Origin of the sequence: Pseudomonas syringae pv. tagetis, from assembly GCF_022557255.1 — a bacterium.
Classification (GTDB): Bacteria; Pseudomonadota; Gammaproteobacteria; order Pseudomonadales; family Pseudomonadaceae; genus Aquipseudomonas; species Aquipseudomonas caricapapayae.
Genome location: NZ_CP092923.1, coordinates 1756325 through 1771997, shown reverse-complemented (window position 1 = coordinate 1771997; position 15673 = coordinate 1756325). Strand labels below are relative to the sequence as shown.

The following is a 15673-nucleotide window of genomic DNA, read 5'->3' as shown; positions in this document are numbered from 1 at the left end:
ATCAGATATCCAGAAGGGTGCGAGCAATGCCTTGCAGTTTACGGGTGAGCGGCCCGACCGGCCAGTTCGACGCTGCAAAGCCGCAAACCGGCCAGACGCCGTAGACGCTATTGCATAGAAACACTTCGTCCGCCGATTCCAGGTCGGACATGTGCAAATCACGGATATCGACAGCCAGTTCCAGATTTCGTGCCTGATCGAGCAGCTCGGCGCGCATCACCCCTGCAACTCCGCAGCGGCTCAGATCGGCCGTCAGCAGACAGCCTTTGCTGATCAGAAACAGATTGCTGTAAACACCCTCGATCAACCGCCCCGAGGTATCGCGCATCAAGCCTTCGGCATGCTCGCTATCGCTCCATTCGGAACGGGCGAGCACCTGCTCCAGGCGATTCAGATGCTTGAGCCCGGCAAGCAGCGGCTGTTCGGCCAGACGAGTCCGGCAGTCGAACAGGCGCACACCCTGCTCGGCATGTGCACCGGGATAAACGGGCGCCGGGCCGCCTTGCAGGATTCGGCGTGACGGAGTGTCCAGGGCCGGAGCATAGCCACGCTGGCTGTCGCCACGGGTGAGTATCAGCTTCATGACCCCGTCGCCAAGCTCTGCGGCGAAGTGGGTCATTTCTGCGCGAAGCAGCGTATGATCGGCAGCAATCGAAAGTCGCTGGCATCCACTTTCAAGACGCTGCAGGTGACGCTCGAGCAGCACTGGCTGCCCGGCCTTGACGGCAATGGTTTCGAACAGCCCATCGCCGTAGGCCAGCCCGCGATTCTTGAGGGACAAGGCATCTGCCGGGCAGCCATCGACCCAGCCAGGCATTACTCGGCGAACCGACGGAATACCAGCGAGCCATTGGTGCCACCAAACCCGAACGAGTTGGACAGGACGACATCGATGGGCATCCGGCGTGCTTCGTGAGGCACGAAATCCAGATCGCAGCCTTCACTCGGCTCATCCAGGTTGATAGTCGGCGGAGCTACCTGATCAACCATTGCCAGTACGCTGAAAATCGCTTCGACAGCCCCGGCAGCACCCAGCAAATGGCCTGTCATCGATTTGGTCGAGCTGACGGCCAGCTTGTAGGCGTGATCACCGAATACCGATTTGATGGCAGACGCCTCGGCCAGATCGCCTGCCGGCGTCGAAGTACCGTGTGCATTGATGTACTGCACCTGATCGGGATTGACCCTGGCATCACGCAATGCGTTGACGATGCAGCGCGCGGCACCGGCACCATCGTCAGGCGGTGAGGTCATGTGATAGGCATCGCCACTCATGCCGAATCCGACGAGCTCGGCATAGATGGTCGCACCGCGCGCCTTGGCGTGCTCAAGCTCTTCAAGCACCATTGCCCCGGCACCGTCGGACAGGACGAAACCATCACGCCCCTTGTCCCAGGGACGACTGGCACGGGTCGGGTCGTCATTGCGTGTCGACAGCGCACGCGCCGCGCCAAACCCGCCCAGTCCCAGGCCACAGGCGGCCATTTCAGCGCCACCGGCAATCATCACGTCCGCTTCGTCGTAGGCAATGTTGCGAGCTGCCATGCCGATGCAGTGGGTTGCAGTGGTGCAGGCCGTGGCGATCGAGTAGTTAGGCCCCTGCGCACCCAGATGGATAGACAGGAAACCGGAAATCATGTTGATGATCGAGCCCGGCACGAAAAACGGTGAAATCCGCCCCGGGCCTTGCTCGTGCAGCAGACGGCTGCTGTTTTCGATGTTGGTCAGACCACCGATGCCCGAACCCATGGCAACGCCAATGCGCTCACGGTTTGCATCAGTGACTTCGAGGCCTGCGTTACGCACGGCCTGAAAACTGGCCGCAAGACCATACTGAATGAAGAGATCGAGCCGACGCGCTTCTTTGGGCGCGAGGTATTCTTCAACGTTGAAGCCCTTGACCGAACCGCCGAAGCGGGTGGTGAAGGCTGACAAGTCCGTGTGCTCGATAAGGCCAATGCCACTGCGGCCCGCCAGAATGCCTTGCCAACTGCTGGGCACGTCATTGCCCAGTGGCGAAAGCATACCCATCCCGGTGACCACGACGCGTCTACGCGACACAGGACTCTCCTTCTCTCTTGTTTACGGAACAATCAGTTACGAACAATCACAGCGTTTTTTAAAGAAAAAACCGCACGCCGGTTAAAGCAGTGCGGTTTTCCCGTGACAGCAGTCAGCGATTACAAATCTTAAGCCTGATGGCTGGTGACGTAGTCGATTGCTGCTTGAACGGTAGTGATCTTTTCCGCCTCTTCGTCAGGGATTTCGGTCTCGAATTCCTCTTCCAGAGCCATTACCAGCTCGACGGTGTCCAGGGAGTCAGCGCCCAGGTCTTCAACGAAAGAAGCAGTGTTGACAACCTCTTCTGATTTGACGCCAAGTTGCTCTGCAACGATTTTCTTGACGCGCTCTTCGATGGTGCTCATACCTAGTTTTAACTCCTAGTGGAAATGTTCAGGCATCTGGCCAGTGGGTAAGTGTATAGAAGAGGTTTTGCGAATTTCAAGCTTAACGCTCTCCCCTTGTCCCCAACCGTACCTTTGCCCATTCATAGATTGCAGCTTTATAACGGATTTTAGACAGCTCGTATGACATTTTTTTGAAACAGATCGTCACATTAGCTCATGTACATGCCGCCGTTAACAGGGATTGTGGCCCCGGTAACGTAGCCTGCGCCTTCGGACGCAAGAAAAGCGACTACATGCGCAATCTCTTCAGCCTGCCCCAAACGGCCCAGGGGTATCTGGGTAATCAGTGACTCACGCTGAGCTTCAGGCAGCTCACGTGTCATGTCAGTGTCGATGAAACCGGGCGTAACCGAATTGACGGTTACTGCACGCGAGCCCACTTCACGAGCCAGAGCCCTGCCGAAACCTTCCAGCCCGGCCTTCGCGGCAGCATAGTTTACTTGACCGGCGTTGCCCATGGCACCCACAACCGAACCAATGCTGATAATACGGCCCCAACGCGCCTTGGTCATGCCGCGCAAAACACCCTTGGAAAGGCGGAAAAGGCTGTTCAGGTTGGTGTCGATGACATCGGACCATTCGTCATCTTTCATGCGCATCATCAGATTATCACGGGTGATACCGGCATTATTGACCAGAATCAACGGTGCACCGACGCGCTCCTGAATGGTCGACAAGACCGAGTTCACGGAATCGGCATCGCAGACGTTGAGCATCAGACCAAAGCCTTCGATGCCGTTTTCCTTGAGCGTCGCGCTGATGCGCTCGGCACCAGACTCGGACGTTGCCGTGCCCACAACGACAGCACCATTGCGCCCCAATTCCAGGGCGATGGCTTGACCAATACCGCGACTTGCACCGGTTACCAGTGCAACTTTACCTTGAAGGCTCATGCAGGCGTCTCCTAATCAGGCCAGTGCCGCACGCGCGGCGGCAAAGGCGTCTGGGGTATCAAGGTTGTAAGTAATCACGCCTTCGGCGCAACGCTTGTTCAGACCGGCCAGTACCTTGCCCGGCCCACACTCCACAAGCTGGGTCGCTCCGCGGCTCGCCAGACATTGAATGGATTCAACCCAGCGTACCGGTTTATACAGTTGCTCCAGCAGATCACGTTTGAGCGTCGCCAGATCACTGACTGCGCTGGCACTGACGTTCTGTACCAGCGCGATTTCAGGCGCTTGCCATTCGATGGCTTCGACAGCTTCGGCGAAACGCTCGGCGGCCGGGCGCATCAGCTCGCAGTGCGACGGCACACTGACCGGCAACGGCAATGCACGCTTGGCACCGCGCGCCTTGCACAGCTCCATGGCGCGCTTGACGGCCTCGGCAGCCCCGGCAATCACGACCTGGCCCGGCGAGTTGAAATTCACTGCACTGACGACCTCGCCCTGCGCCGCTTCGGCACAAGCGGCGATGACGTCGGCGTCATCAAGCCCCAGAATGGCGGCCATACCACCCTGACCGGCCGGCACCGCTTCCTGCATCAACTGGCCGCGACGCTCGACAAGCTTCACCGCGTCAGCCAGGCTCAGGCTTTGCGCAGCTACCAGCGCACTGTATTCACCCAGACTGTGGCCTGCGACAAAAGCAGGAACTGCACCGCCCTCTGCCAGCCAGACATGCCACAACGCTACGGAAGCAGTCAGAATCGCAGGCTGGGTCTTGTCGGTCTGATTGAGCGATTCGACAGGACCGTTCTGGGTCAACGCCCACAGGTCATAGCCAAGGGCATCGGAAGCCTGCTCGAAAGTATCGAGGATCAACGGATGCTGCGCGCCTTGCTCGGCGAGCATGCCGAGCGATTGCGATCCTTGACCCGGAAAGACGAATGCGAGGGATGCAGACATTTGACAAGCCTCTGAATTATTGTCGCCAAAATGGGCGTCCGGACAAGCCGAACGCGGGAATTCAAATTTACATGACTGATCGGTTGGATGACTGACCAGTCTGGTGCGTCACATTTTCAGGTCCGCCCGTTCTGAAACAGCGTCTCAAGTCGCCCTTTCAAACGCTGCGGCAGGTTTTCACGGGATTCTACGATCGCTCGCTGAATCGCACTCTGGAATCCTGAGACACTGGCGGAGCCATGGCTTTTCACCACAACCCCCTGCAACCCGAGCAGGCTCGCACCATTATGACGAGCGGGTGCCAGATCCGTCTGCAGTCGCCTGAGCAACGGCAACGCCAGCGCCCCGACAGCCCTGCTCAGCAGGTTACGATTGAACAGTGTATCGATTCTGGCAGCAATCATGCTCGCCAGCCCTTCACTCGACTTGAGCAGCACGTTACCGACAAAGCCGTCGCATACCACCACATCAGCCTCGCCCCGGTACAACCCGTCGCCTTCCACATAGCCAACGTAGTTAAGGCCCGAGGCAGCCTGCAGAAGACCGGCGGCACGCTTGACTTGCTGGTTGCCCTTGATGTCTTCAGTGCCGACGTTGAGCAAGGCCACTCTGGGCGTTGCGACACCAAGGATCTCGGCGAGCACTGAGCCCATCACGGCAAACTGATAGAGCGCTTCGGCGCTGCAATCGACATTCGCCCCCAGGTCCAGTAATTGGCAATGGCCTGATCGAGTGGGAATGGCCGCGACCATCGCGGGACGATCAATCCCCGGCAAGGTCTTGAGGACAAATCGGGAAAGCGCCATCAGCGCACCGGTATTACCGGCGCTGACACACGCCTGGGCCTGCCCGCCTGCCACAAGCTCGAGCGCCACGCGCATCGAGGAATCAGGCTTGCCACGCAGAGCCTGGGAAGGAAGTTCGTCCATCGCGATGGTCTCGCCGGCATTCACGACACGCAGGCGAGAGCGATCCACAGCATCATGGCGGGCAATGAGTTCTTCAATCAGGGAGGCTTGGCCGACGAGGACCAGATGAAGCGAGGGCGTAGCTGTCAGGCACGCGAGGCTTGCCTGAACAATGTTGCGGGGACCGAAGTCCCCGCCCATTGCGTCGATCGCGATGATCGGAGCGGACAAGAAATTACTCGTCAGCGCCCTTGTCGATCACTTTACGACCACGGTATACGCCTTCTGGCGATACGTGGTGACGCAGGTGGATTTCACCAGTGGTCTTTTCTACCGACAGAGTGCTTGCCTCAAGAGCGTCGTGCGAACGACGCATGTCACGGGCAGAGCGGGATTTTTTGTTCTGCTGAACAGCCATAATTGATTAACTCCTAAACGTTTGGGTCACGCTTTAACTGCGCCAATACACTGAACGGGTTGGACCGCGTTACCTCGTCCACGCTCGGTTCGGGCTCATCGAGACCCGCCGGTTGCTGGCATTCTTCAGGATGATGAGCAGGCACAATGGGCAAGGCGAGCAATAGCTCCTCCTCGATCAATGCCAGCAGATCCAAAGGATCTTCGCCCAGTTCCAGCACGTCATAACCTTTCGGTAACGACTGGGTATTCGCACCCTCCTTCACCACGGCGTAACTGCATTCGCTGTGGATCGGCAGGGTCACCAGCTCAAGACAACGCTGGCAAACCATCTTGACCGGAACGTCTATCGAACTGTGGATAACCACCGAACGACGTTCGTCACGCTCAAAAACGAATTTCGCCTGCACCGTACCGACAGTGTCGGCAAGCGGGTCGCAGAGTCTCTTCAAATCGCCCAGCAGCACTTCACCCTGAAGGGCAGTGCCGCGATCAGACAATTTGCGCGGGTCAACGTGAGATGGAATCGGGTCATTCAACATAGGCGCAGCATTCTATGGATGCCCCCTTGGCATGTCAAAGGAAATTCAGGCCTGTTCGTCACTCCGACCACTCTTTAGAATCAACGCTCAGCCTACGGAGAACCGCATGCCATCCCTGCTACTTGCCTCCAGCTCTTCTTACCGCCGCGAGTTGCTCACTCGCCTGCGCCTGCCCTTCGCCTGCAAGTCTCCGGACATTGATGAAAGCCACCGCCCCGGCGAGACTGCACACGACCTCGTACGGCGCCTGGCCCGAGAGAAGGCCGAGGCGCTGGCGGACGAGTATCCGCGCCACCTGATCATTGGCTCAGACCAGGTCGCCGTGCTGGATGGACAGGTACTTGGCAAGCCCCACACCTTCGAGCGCGCGCTTGGGCAACTGACGGCCGCCAGCGGCACAAGTGTTACGTTCCTGACCGGCCTGGCACTGCTCAACAGCACCACAGGCGAGTGCCAGGTCGATTGTGTGCCTTTTACGGTGCACATGCGTGAACTCGACCGCGCCAGCATCGAGCGCTATCTACATGCAGAAGAGCCTTATGACTGCGCAGGCAGTTTCAAGGCAGAAGGCCTTGGCGTCAGCCTGTTTCGCAGCACCGACGGCAGCGATGCGACGAGCCTGATCGGCCTGCCCCTGATAAGACTGGTGGACATGCTGATAAAGGAAGGCGTCAGCGTGCCCTGACCCCAGACAAAAGAACCCGGCCAATGACCGGGTTCTTTTATCGACAACAGACCATCAGCGCAGGCTGGGCCCATTGAATCCGACCAGCATGGCTATTCGCTCGGCGATACTGGTGCCGAGCTTTTTCGAAAAACGATCAAATGGCGACTCTTCGACAGTATATTCGACGATGTCCTTTTCCTTGATCACATCCCGCGCAACATAGCTTGCACTGCCCAGACCATCCACCAGACCGAGCGCAACGGCCTGCTCACCAGTCCAGATCAACCCTGAAAACAGCTCGGGATGATCCTTGTCCTTCAGACGCTCACCACGCCCCTGCTTGACGCTGGCGATGAACTGACGATGAGTCGTATCCAGCACGCCCTGCCAAAACTGCGTTTCTTCAGCCTTTTGCGGTTGAAACGGATCAAGGAAGGCTTTGTGCTCGCCCGATGTGTAAGTGCGTCGATCAACGCCGAGCTTATCCATGGCGCCGACAAACCCGAAACCGGCTGCCGTCACACCAATGGACCCTACAAGACTGGCCTTGTCGGCATAAATCTGGTCGGCGGCGCTGGCGATGTAATACGCCCCGGAAGCCCCCAGGTCAGTAATGACGGCATAGACCTTGATGTCCGGCTTTGCGGCGCGCAGACGACGGATTTCGTCATATACGTAACCCGACTGAACAGGACTGCCACCAGGGCTATTGATGCGCAGAATCACACCCTTGGTTTTTTCATCGTCGAATGCCTTCTGCAACGCGGTGACGATATTCTCGGCACTGGCCGACTCCTTGTCGGCAATCACGCCCTGCACATCAATCAACGCTGTGTGGCTGGAGCGCCGCGATGTGCCACCATCGAAATCCAGCATCGGCACAATCACCGCAACAAACAGAAACGCGAAGGTCAACAGCTTGAAAAAGATCCCCCAGCGACGCGCACGACGCTGCTCCTGAACACTGGCCAGCAGCGTCTTTTCAAGAAGTTTCCAGCTTTTTGCCTCTTCCCTGCTATTGATGCCCTCGTCTACGCTCTGCGAGACAGGTGCCTTCCATTCGTCAGACATGTTCCAATCACTCCAATCCTGAAACTAGACGCCGCGACCGTTCAACCAGGTACGCAGCTCGGAAAAATGCTCGATAGCCAGCCGCGGCTGGAACTGGCGCAACGACTCCAGCGGCTGCGCGCCGTACCCCACCGCAACCGAATCCATACCCGCATTGCGGGCCATCAGCAGATCGAACGATGCATCGCCGATCATCAACGAACGCTGCGGCGCAACATCGCAGTGCGCCATGATCTCGTTCAACATCAATGGGTCAGGCTTGCTGGCTGTTTCGTCGGCAGCCCGGGTAGCATCGAAGTAATCCAGCCAGCCATTGGCCTTCAGCACCCTGTCCAGCCCGCGACGCGCCTTGCCGGTTGCAACCGCAAGACGATAGCCATCCTCGCGAAACGCCTGCATCGACTCCAGAACGCCTTCGAACAGCGGCGAGGGCACATTATCCATTGCCATGTAGCTGTCAGCATAGCGCTGCCGGAAATCGATCAGCTGATTGCCGCTGATCTGTGGATAGAGGGTCCGGATCGCCTCCGGCAGCCCCAGGCCGATAATGCCCTTGATCGCCAGATCGTCGCGAACTTCAAGATCGGTCTCGATGGCAGCCGCGCGCATGGACAGGACAATGCGTCCGATTGAGTCGGCCAGCGTGCCGTCCCAGTCGAAAATCAACAGATCGTAATCACGACGCACTCAGACGCTCCACTGTTTTGGCCCACATGTCATCGACAGACGCCTGCACATTCAGCTTGCTGCCATCGGGCATCGGCACGGTCAGCATGTAAGCATGCAAAAACAGGCGTTTGCCGCCCAGATCGCGAATTTCGCGACTGAAATTCTCGTCACCGTACTTGGTGTCGCCTGCAATGGCGTGCCCCGCATGCAGCGTATGCACGCGGATCTGATGGGTGCGACCAGTGACTGGCTTGGCTTCGACCATGGTGGCAAAGTCACCGAAACGACGCAGCACCTTGAAAATCGTCAAAGCCTCCTTGCCCTCTTCATTGACCTCGACCATACGTTCGCCGGAACGCAGATTGCTTTTCATCAGCGGAGCACGCACCTGTTTCAGCGCTGTCGCCCAGTTACCGCGGACCAGCGCCATGTAGCGCTTGTCGACGCCGTCGCCACGCAAAGCTTCGTGCAGATGACGCAGCATGCTGCGCTTCTTGGCAATCATCAGCAGCCCGGACGTGTCGCGATCAAGACGATGCACAAGCTCAAGCTCCTTGGCATCGGGACGCAACTGGCGGAATGCCTCGATCACACCAAAGCTCAGGCCACTGCCACCATGCACGGCGATACCCGCAGGCTTGTTGAGCACGATCAACGCCTTGTCTTCGTAGACAATCGCCGCTTCAAGGCGCTGCAACAAAGCCTGAGCGACCGGCACCGGCTCGTCGCGCTCGGGCACGCGCACAGGGGGAATACGCACGATATCGCCTGCCTGCAGCTTATACTCGGGCTTGATCCGCCCCTTGTTCACACGCACTTCGCCCTTGCGCAAAATGCGGTAAATCAAGGTTTTGGGCACACCCTTGAGATAAGTGATCAGAAAATTATCGATGCGTTGACCGGCAAGTTCCGGGGCAACCTCGACCAGCTGGACGCCGGGGGTTGGAGGGGCAATATTCGTCATGCCGCAAATGATAACAATTTTTTATGGATTTGAAGCACTTAATGATTGCTGCTATAGTCGCGAACGCCGCCAAAAGCGGCCGGACAGCGGACCAACGGTTGACAACCGGCCCTGACCAACGCAATTCACAAGGACGGGAGGCCGTCCTACGCAGTGTTCGGTGACAACGGAGCAAGCTGGAAACGTAACGAGCGCAGGTGACATGAGGCCGGAAACACGCCTGACAGCAGAGCAGACAGCTCGCGGCCAGTGCGGACAGTTCATGGCCAGTTCACAAAGTGCAGTCGCTTCCAGACGCTACGAGCGAATGCTTCGGGAACAACGCCTCAAGCCATGATGCGCGACCTTCCCTATCGAAGATCGCGGTAAATGCCAACCCGCTGCGGATTCTGCGCGCGGCAGCACCCGAATTATCAGGGATACGTGTAGGGTGGAGACGCACAACCATCGGACTGTGTAGCACAAGGCTTGTTCTAGACGCTTCATCTCGTCCGCTACCGATGGTCGATTCCTCCTCCTGACAAAGCTTTTGCTGAAAGGGTGTCTTACGCCACCACAGCAAGCAGGAAACGTCGTCGCGACCCTCCGCCCCCTCTGGGCGAGGACCTCGCTAGACACTGGAGTGTCCAACCACTCCTGACGCGCCCTGACACCGACCGTGAGAAGTCGTGTGTGCCGAACGCCGTTTCCGGCAGCCCGGAAACCGACGGTACTACATGAAAAGAATGCTGATTAACGCAACTCAACCCGAAGAGTTGCGTGTTGCACTGGTAGACGGCCAGCGCCTCTACGACCTGGACATCGAGTCAGGTGCACGCGAGCAGAAGAAGGCCAACATCTATAAAGGCCGAATCACTCGCATCGAACCCAGCCTTGAGGCTGCCTTTGTCGATTTCGGCTCTGAGCGCCACGGCTTTCTGCCCCTCAAGGAAATCTCCCGCGAATACTTCAAGAAAGCCCCCGAAGGCCGCGTCAACATCAAGGATGTCCTGAGCGAAGGCCAGGAAGTCATCGTTCAGGTCGAGAAAGAAGAGCGTGGCAACAAGGGTGCCGCCCTGACCACCTTTATCAGCCTTGCAGGCCGCTATCTGGTCCTGATGCCGAACAACCCTCGCGCCGGCGGCATCTCGCGCCGTATCGAAGGCGAAGAACGCAACGAACTGCGTGAAGCGCTAAACGGCCTGATCGCTCCAGCCGACATGGGCCTGATCGTTCGCACTGCCGGCCTGGGCCGCAGCAGCGAAGAAATGCAGTGGGACCTCGATTACCTGCTGCAACTGTGGACCGCTATCAAGGAAGCGTCCCTGGACCGCTCGGCTCCTTTCCTGATCTACCAGGAAAGCAACGTCATCATCCGCGCCATCCGTGACTACCTGCGTCAGGATATCGGTGAAGTCCTGATCGACAGCGTTGAAGCCCAGGAAGAAGCCCTGACCTTCATCCGCCAGGTGATGCCGCAGTACGCCAGCAAGATCAAACTGTACGAAGACAGCGTCCCCCTGTTCAACCGCTTCCAGATCGAAAGCCAGATCGAAACCGCCTTCCAGCGCGTGGTCGAACTGCCTTCCGGCGGCTCCATCGTCATCGATCCGACCGAGGCCCTGGTGTCCATCGACATCAACTCGGCGCGCGCTACCAAAGGCAGCGACATCGAAGAAACCGCCTTGCAGACCAACCTTGAAGCGGCTGAGGAAATCGCCCGTCAACTGCGTCTGCGTGATATCGGCGGCCTGATCGTCATCGACTTCATCGACATGACGCCAGCCAAGAACCAGCGCGCCGTGGAAGAAAAAGTCCGCGAGAGCCTGGAAGCAGACCGCGCCCGCGTCCAGGTCGGTCGCATCTCGCGCTTCGGCCTGCTGGAGATGTCCCGTCAGCGCCTGCGCCCATCGCTGGGCGAAAGCAGCGGCATCGTTTGCCCTCGCTGCAACGGCACTGGCATTATCCGGGATGTCGAATCGCTGTCTCTGGCCATTCTGCGCCTGATCGAAGAAGAAGCCCTGAAAGACCGCACTGCAGAAGTGCGCGCCCAGGTCCCTATACCGGTTGCGGCTTTCCTGCTCAACGAGAAACGCAACTCGATCACCAAGATCGAACTGCGCACCCGTGCGCGCATCATCATCCTGCCGAACGATCAACTGGAGACTCCGCACTTCGAAGTTCAGCGACTGCGTGATGACAGCCCGGAAGCGCATAGCAGCCAGACCAGCTACGAAATCGCTGCGGCGGCTGCCGAAGTGGAAGAGATTGCCCCTCTGGCTGCGGCAACCCGCACCCTGGTTCGTCAGGAAGCAGCCGTCAAGACTGCCCCGGCTCGTGCCAATGCCCCCGTTCCGGTAGAAGCCGTTGCGCCCGCACCGACACCTGCACCTGCCGCTCACGAGCCAAGCCTGTTCAAGGGCCTGGTGAAATCCCTGGTCAGCCTGTTCGCGACCAAGGAAGAGCCCGCCGCCCCGGTTGTGGTTGAAAAACCTGTTGCAGAACAGCGTCCGGCCCGTAATGAAGAGCGCCGTAACGGTCGCCAGCAGAGCCGTGGCCGCAACAACCGTCGCGACGAAGAACGCAAGCCTCGTGAAGAACGTGCCCCGCGCGAAGAACGTGCCGAACGCGCACCGCGTGAAGAGCGCGCACCTCGCGAGGAACGTGCTCCTCGTGAAGAACGCGCCGCTCGCGAACCTCGTGAAGCCCGCGAAGACTCGACACCACGCGAAGAGCGTCCGGCGCGTACCTCTCGCGAGCGCAAGCCGCGTGAAGCACGCGAAGATCGTCCGGTCCGTGAGTTGCGCGAACCTCTGGACGCGGCCCCTGCCGTGAACCTTGCCCGTGAAGAACGTCCTGAACGTGCTCCACGCGAAGAGCGCCAGCCACGCCAGCCTCGTGAAGAACGTCAACCACGTGCCGAACAGGCCGCAGCCGCCGTGAGCGAAGAAGAGGAAGTGCTGCACAACGAAGAGCAGGTCAACGACGAGAACCAGGAAGGCAACGACGGTAGCGAAGGCGACCGCCCTCGCCGCCGCTCGCGTGGCCAGCGTCGTCGCAGCAATCGTCGTGAGCGTCAGCGCGATGCCAATGGCAACGTGATCGAAGGCTCCGAAGAGAATGGCAACGAAGAAGAAAGCAGCGCCACCGACCTGTCGGCTGGTCTGGGCTTCACCGCAGCCGCCTCGGCTGCAAGCAGCGTGATCAGCGCGCCTGCCGAAGCCGATGCGCATCAGCAGGCAGAACGTGCCAACAGCAATGCAGTCACTGCAGACGCCGAGCCGGTGCATCAGGCACCTGCTGCCGAAGCACATACGACTGAAACGCCAGTAGCTGAAACACCAGCCACCGAAGCACCGGTTGCCGAAAAAGCACCGACTGTTGCCGAGCCGACTGTCGAAGCGCCTGCCGTTGAAGCCCCTGTGGCAGACGACGCTCCTGTAGCAGAGCCTGCTCCAGAGGTTGAAGTTCAACCGGCAGCGGTCGAAGCACCTGCCATTGCTGCGCAGTCCGAACTGTTCGAAGCACCTCACGCAGAACGCGTAGTGCCGTTCAAGCCAACGCCAGAGCCACAGGTGCCGGTCGAAGCAGCGGCTCATGAGGAAGTGCCAGCCACTGAATCATCCGAACTGCCAACGCCTGCACCTGCTGATGTCGTCGAGCCGGTAGCGGTAAAAGAAGAGCCTGCTCCTTACGTCGCGCCTCAGCCGGTCGTTGAAGAACAGTCACCTGCCCCACAAGAGCAGGCACCTGCACTTGTAGAAGCAGCGCCTGCACCAGTGGTCAGCAGCACGGGCCGCGCACCGAACGATCCTCGTGAAGTTCGTCGCCGCAAGCGTGAAGAAGAAGCACGCCGTCAGCAGGAAGCTGCTGCCAGCACTCCAGTCGTCGAGGCAACGCCTGCTGCTGAAGCAGAATCGGCAAAGCCTGCACCGGCAGTCGAGGAGCAGACCGAAGAAGCGGCAACTGAGCAACCAGCAGTCAAACCGCAACATGAAGCCGAGAAAGAAAACGAGCCTAAACCCCTCGTTTAACCCCGGCCCACGAAAAAGCCCCGCCTGTGCAGACAGGCGGGGCTTTTTTACATCTGCGATTCAGCATCACTCTCTGGTCACGTTGCAGTCTCAGTAAAGATTGGGCTCCATTTCCAACTCCACACCAAAACGTTCGGTGATGTCGGTCTGAATGCGGCGCGCCAGGTTCAATAGCTGCAAGCCACTGGCATGCCCGTAATTGACCAGCACCAGAGACTGAAGCCTGTGCACCCCGGCATCACCGTCACGGTACCCCTTCCAGCCAGCCTGCTCGATCAGCCATCCGGCCGCCAGCTTCACACGACCATCGTCCTGCGGGTAGCCGACGATGCCTGGGTACTGCTGCTTGATCGTAGCGTACAGTTCGGCAGGGATAATCGGGTTTTTGAAGAAACTGCCGGCATTGCACAACACCGCTGGGTCAGGCAGCTTTTCACTGCGAATGGCGCAGATCGCACGGCTGACATCGAACGGGGTTGGCTTATCGAGACCTAGCTCGTCGAGACGCTGACGAACCGGACCGTATTCAAGGTGCAGAGTGGCTACGCGACTGAGCTTGAAGCGCACGCGCAAGATCAGCCAGCGCGCGACCTGATGCTTGAATACGCTGTCGCGATAGCCGAAGGCACAATCCTGCAGAGAGAACTCGCGCAACTCGCCTGTTTCACGATCCAGCGCAGTCAGGCCATGGAATACATCCTTGATCTCGACGCCATAAGCACCGATGTTCTGCATCGGTGCAGCGCCAACGGTGCCTGGAATCAGACTGAGGTTTTCCAGCCCCGCCAGCCCCAGTTCCAGGCAGGACTGCACAAACGGATGCCAGGGCTCGCCAGCCTCTGCCTCGACAATCGACTCGAGACAGTCCTCATGCACGATACGAATGCCGCGGCTGGCCATGCGCACGACCAGTGACTGCACGTCACCACTGAGCAGCAGGTTACTGCCACCGCCAATCACCAGCAGCGGTACGTCGTGCTCGGCCGAATATGCCAGAGCCTCGCGAACATCGTCATCACTGTGCGCCTCAGCGAACAATCGGGCCTGAACGTCGACGCCAAAGGTATTGTACGGTTTGAGGGAAATCGCGGACTGTACCTGCAAGGTCATACCCTCGCCTTCCCGAACCACTGGACGAAGTGCATTAACCCTCCAGCAAGCGCCTTACGCGCTCCAGGTCTTCAGGCGTATCGACGCCACCGGGTGGCGCCTCGAGCGCATCGGCAACGTGAATCCGCACGCCATTCCACAGCGCTCGCAATTGCTCCAGGCTTTCGGTGTTTTCCAGCCAGCATGGGCCCCAACTGACAAAGTCGTGAAGGAAGCCCGCACGATAAGCGTAGATACCGATATGGCGACGATAAGGCACGCCAGCAGGCAGTTCGTCCCTGTTTGCGGCCAGCGCATCGCGCGCCCACGGCAAGGGAGCCCGGCTGAACGTCAGTGCCAGGCCGTTGATGTCCGTTGCGACCTTGACGATGTTCGGGTTGAACAACGCCGCTACGTCGTGGATAGGCTCGGCCAGTGTAGACATGCCGGCTTCGGGGTGAGCCGCAAGATTGGCCGCCACCTGATCGATTACCGCAGGCGGGATCATCGGCTCGTCGCCCTGCACATTGACGACAATCGCGTCGGCGGCCAGCCCCAATTGCGCAGCCACCTCGGCCAGACGGTCAGTACCGGAATTGTGATCCTGGCGAGTCAACAGCACTTCGGCACCGAAAGCCTGACAGGCTTCGACAATGCGAGCATCGTCGGTGGCAATCACTACGCGCCCGGCGCTGCTCTTGCAAGCTTGCTCCCAGACGAGCTGGACCATGGGCTTGCCGGCAATGGTTTTCAGTGGCTTGCCGGGGAAGCGACTGGAGCCGTAGCGCGCAGGGATGACAACGGTAAACGCTGCTGTCATTTGTCCAGCCGCTCATCGGTGCTCAAGGTACGGGCTTCACTTTCAAGCATTACCGGGATGCCGTCACGAACCGGGTAGGCCAAGCCTGCCCCCTTGCTGATCAGCTCGGTCTTGTCGGCGCTGAGCTTCAATGGTCCCTTGCAGACAGGGCAAGCGAGGATATCGAGTAGTTTGGTGTCCATAGGAGATCCTGAAGCA

At 59.1% G+C, this 15673-nt stretch carries 16 protein-coding genes; 2 read left to right on the top strand and 14 right to left on the bottom strand.

Annotated elements, in window-relative coordinates; translation table 11 throughout:
* Position 1 precedes the first annotated feature (1 nt).
* From pabC to MME58_RS07995, 8 genes are all read right to left on the bottom strand, one after another.
* Positions 2-817: an aminodeoxychorismate lyase gene (pabC, locus tag MME58_RS08030; RefSeq protein WP_054984645.1), complete on the bottom strand. Its 816-nt coding sequence runs from the start codon at positions 815-817 to the stop codon at positions 2-4.
* Complete coding sequence (fabF, locus tag MME58_RS08025) at positions 817-2061, bottom strand: beta-ketoacyl-ACP synthase II (protein ID WP_004408311.1); 1245 nt, start codon at positions 2059-2061, stop codon at positions 817-819. The genes pabC and fabF overlap by 1 nt, the downstream gene beginning before the upstream one ends.
* A gap of 128 nt (positions 2062-2189) precedes the next feature.
* The gene (gene acpP / locus MME58_RS08020) at positions 2190-2426 is read right to left on the bottom strand and encodes an acyl carrier protein (RefSeq protein WP_002552692.1); all 237 of its coding nucleotides are present in this window, start codon (positions 2424-2426) and stop codon (positions 2190-2192) included.
* A gap of 191 nt (positions 2427-2617) precedes the next feature.
* The gene (fabG, locus tag MME58_RS08015; protein ID WP_054984643.1) at positions 2618-3361 is read right to left on the bottom strand and encodes a 3-oxoacyl-ACP reductase FabG; all 744 of its coding nucleotides are present in this window, start codon (positions 3359-3361) and stop codon (positions 2618-2620) included.
* Between the two features lie 15 nt (positions 3362-3376).
* A complete protein-coding gene (gene fabD, locus MME58_RS08010; protein WP_055007238.1) occupies positions 3377-4315 on the bottom strand; it encodes an ACP S-malonyltransferase in 939 nt (312 codons plus the stop codon).
* A 116-nt stretch (positions 4316-4431) separates the two neighbouring features.
* On the bottom strand, positions 4432-5454 hold the full coding sequence (plsX, locus tag MME58_RS08005) for a phosphate acyltransferase PlsX (RefSeq protein WP_055007237.1): 1023 nt from the start codon (positions 5452-5454) through the stop codon (positions 4432-4434).
* 4 nt (positions 5455-5458) lie between these two features.
* Positions 5459-5641, bottom strand: coding sequence for a 50S ribosomal protein L32 (rpmF, locus tag MME58_RS08000; protein ID WP_002552688.1), 183 nt, complete (start codon positions 5639-5641; stop codon positions 5459-5461).
* A 13-nt stretch (positions 5642-5654) separates the two neighbouring features.
* A complete protein-coding gene (locus MME58_RS07995; RefSeq protein WP_055007236.1) occupies positions 5655-6182 on the bottom strand; it encodes a YceD family protein in 528 nt (175 codons plus the stop codon).
* A gap of 106 nt (positions 6183-6288) precedes the next feature.
* Between MME58_RS07995 and MME58_RS07990 the strand changes: the two genes are divergently transcribed.
* Positions 6289-6867, top strand: coding sequence for a Maf family protein (locus MME58_RS07990; protein WP_055007235.1), 579 nt, complete (start codon positions 6289-6291; stop codon positions 6865-6867).
* Positions 6868-6921: 54 nt separating this feature from the next.
* Here MME58_RS07990 and sppA read toward each other — a convergent pair whose 3' ends face one another.
* Genes sppA through rluC form a run of 3 tightly spaced genes read right to left on the bottom strand, consistent with a single transcriptional unit; the run spans position 6922 to position 9553 of the window.
* A complete protein-coding gene (gene sppA, locus MME58_RS07985; protein ID WP_054984639.1) occupies positions 6922-7920 on the bottom strand; it encodes a signal peptide peptidase SppA in 999 nt (332 codons plus the stop codon).
* 24 nt (positions 7921-7944) lie between these two features.
* Positions 7945-8607 (bottom strand): HAD-IA family hydrolase, encoded by a 663-nt coding sequence (locus MME58_RS07980; RefSeq protein ID WP_055007234.1) that lies wholly within the window; start codon positions 8605-8607, stop codon positions 7945-7947.
* Positions 8597-9553, bottom strand: coding sequence for a 23S rRNA pseudouridine(955/2504/2580) synthase RluC (gene rluC, locus MME58_RS07975; RefSeq protein WP_055007233.1), 957 nt, complete (start codon positions 9551-9553; stop codon positions 8597-8599). The genes MME58_RS07980 and rluC overlap by 11 nt, the downstream gene beginning before the upstream one ends.
* A 716-nt stretch (positions 9554-10269) precedes the next feature.
* Here rluC and rne point away from each other — a divergent pair.
* Complete coding sequence (gene rne, locus MME58_RS07970; RefSeq protein ID WP_443096884.1) at positions 10270-13566, top strand: ribonuclease E; 3297 nt, start codon at positions 10270-10272, stop codon at positions 13564-13566.
* 90 nt (positions 13567-13656) lie between these two features.
* Here the strand turns inward: rne and murB are convergent, their stop codons facing one another.
* Genes murB through MME58_RS07955 form a run of 3 tightly spaced genes read right to left on the bottom strand, consistent with a single transcriptional unit; the run spans position 13657 to position 15657 of the window.
* The gene (murB, locus tag MME58_RS07965; protein WP_055007231.1) at positions 13657-14676 is read right to left on the bottom strand and encodes a UDP-N-acetylmuramate dehydrogenase; all 1020 of its coding nucleotides are present in this window, start codon (positions 14674-14676) and stop codon (positions 13657-13659) included.
* A 34-nt stretch (positions 14677-14710) separates the two neighbouring features.
* Positions 14711-15475 carry a 3-deoxy-manno-octulosonate cytidylyltransferase gene (gene kdsB / locus MME58_RS07960; RefSeq protein ID WP_054984634.1) on the bottom strand — a complete coding sequence of 255 codons (765 nt, stop codon included), beginning with the start codon at positions 15473-15475 and terminating at the stop codon, positions 14711-14713.
* A complete protein-coding gene (locus MME58_RS07955) occupies positions 15472-15657 on the bottom strand; it encodes a Trm112 family protein (RefSeq protein ID WP_054984633.1) in 186 nt (61 codons plus the stop codon). The genes kdsB and MME58_RS07955 overlap by 4 nt, the downstream gene beginning before the upstream one ends.
* Positions 15658-15673: the final 16 nt, after the last annotated feature.

Excerpts from the sequence above, each read along its gene's own strand:
- acpP (WP_002552692.1), bottom strand. The coding sequence starts at position 2,426 with ATGAGCACCATCGAAGAGCGCGTCAAGAAAATCGTTGCAGAGCAACTT.
- rluC (WP_055007233.1), bottom strand. The coding sequence starts at position 9,553 with ATGACGAATATTGCCCCTCCAACCCCCGGCGTCCAGCTGGTCGAGGTT.
- pabC (WP_054984645.1), bottom strand. The coding sequence starts at position 817 with ATGCCTGGCTGGGTCGATGGCTGCCCGGCAGATGCCTTGTCCCTCAAG.
- rne (WP_443096884.1), top strand. The coding sequence starts at position 10,270 with ATGAAAAGAATGCTGATTAACGCAACTCAACCCGAAGAGTTGCGTGTT.
- MME58_RS07955 (WP_054984633.1), bottom strand. The coding sequence starts at position 15,657 with ATGGACACCAAACTACTCGATATCCTCGCTTGCCCTGTCTGCAAGGGA.
- fabG (WP_054984643.1), bottom strand. The coding sequence starts at position 3,361 with ATGAGCCTTCAAGGTAAAGTTGCACTGGTAACCGGTGCAAGTCGCGGT.
- murB (WP_055007231.1), bottom strand. The coding sequence starts at position 14,676 with ATGACCTTGCAGGTACAGTCCGCGATTTCCCTCAAACCGTACAATACC.
- rpmF (WP_002552688.1), bottom strand. The coding sequence starts at position 5,641 with ATGGCTGTTCAGCAGAACAAAAAATCCCGCTCTGCCCGTGACATGCGT.
- sppA (WP_054984639.1), bottom strand. The coding sequence starts at position 7,920 with ATGTCTGACGAATGGAAGGCACCTGTCTCGCAGAGCGTAGACGAGGGC.
- MME58_RS07995 (WP_055007236.1), bottom strand. The coding sequence starts at position 6,182 with ATGTTGAATGACCCGATTCCATCTCACGTTGACCCGCGCAAATTGTCT.
- kdsB (WP_054984634.1), bottom strand. The coding sequence starts at position 15,475 with ATGACAGCAGCGTTTACCGTTGTCATCCCTGCGCGCTACGGCTCCAGT.
- MME58_RS07990 (WP_055007235.1), top strand. The coding sequence starts at position 6,289 with ATGCCATCCCTGCTACTTGCCTCCAGCTCTTCTTACCGCCGCGAGTTG.
- fabD (WP_055007238.1), bottom strand. The coding sequence starts at position 4,315 with ATGTCTGCATCCCTCGCATTCGTCTTTCCGGGTCAAGGATCGCAATCG.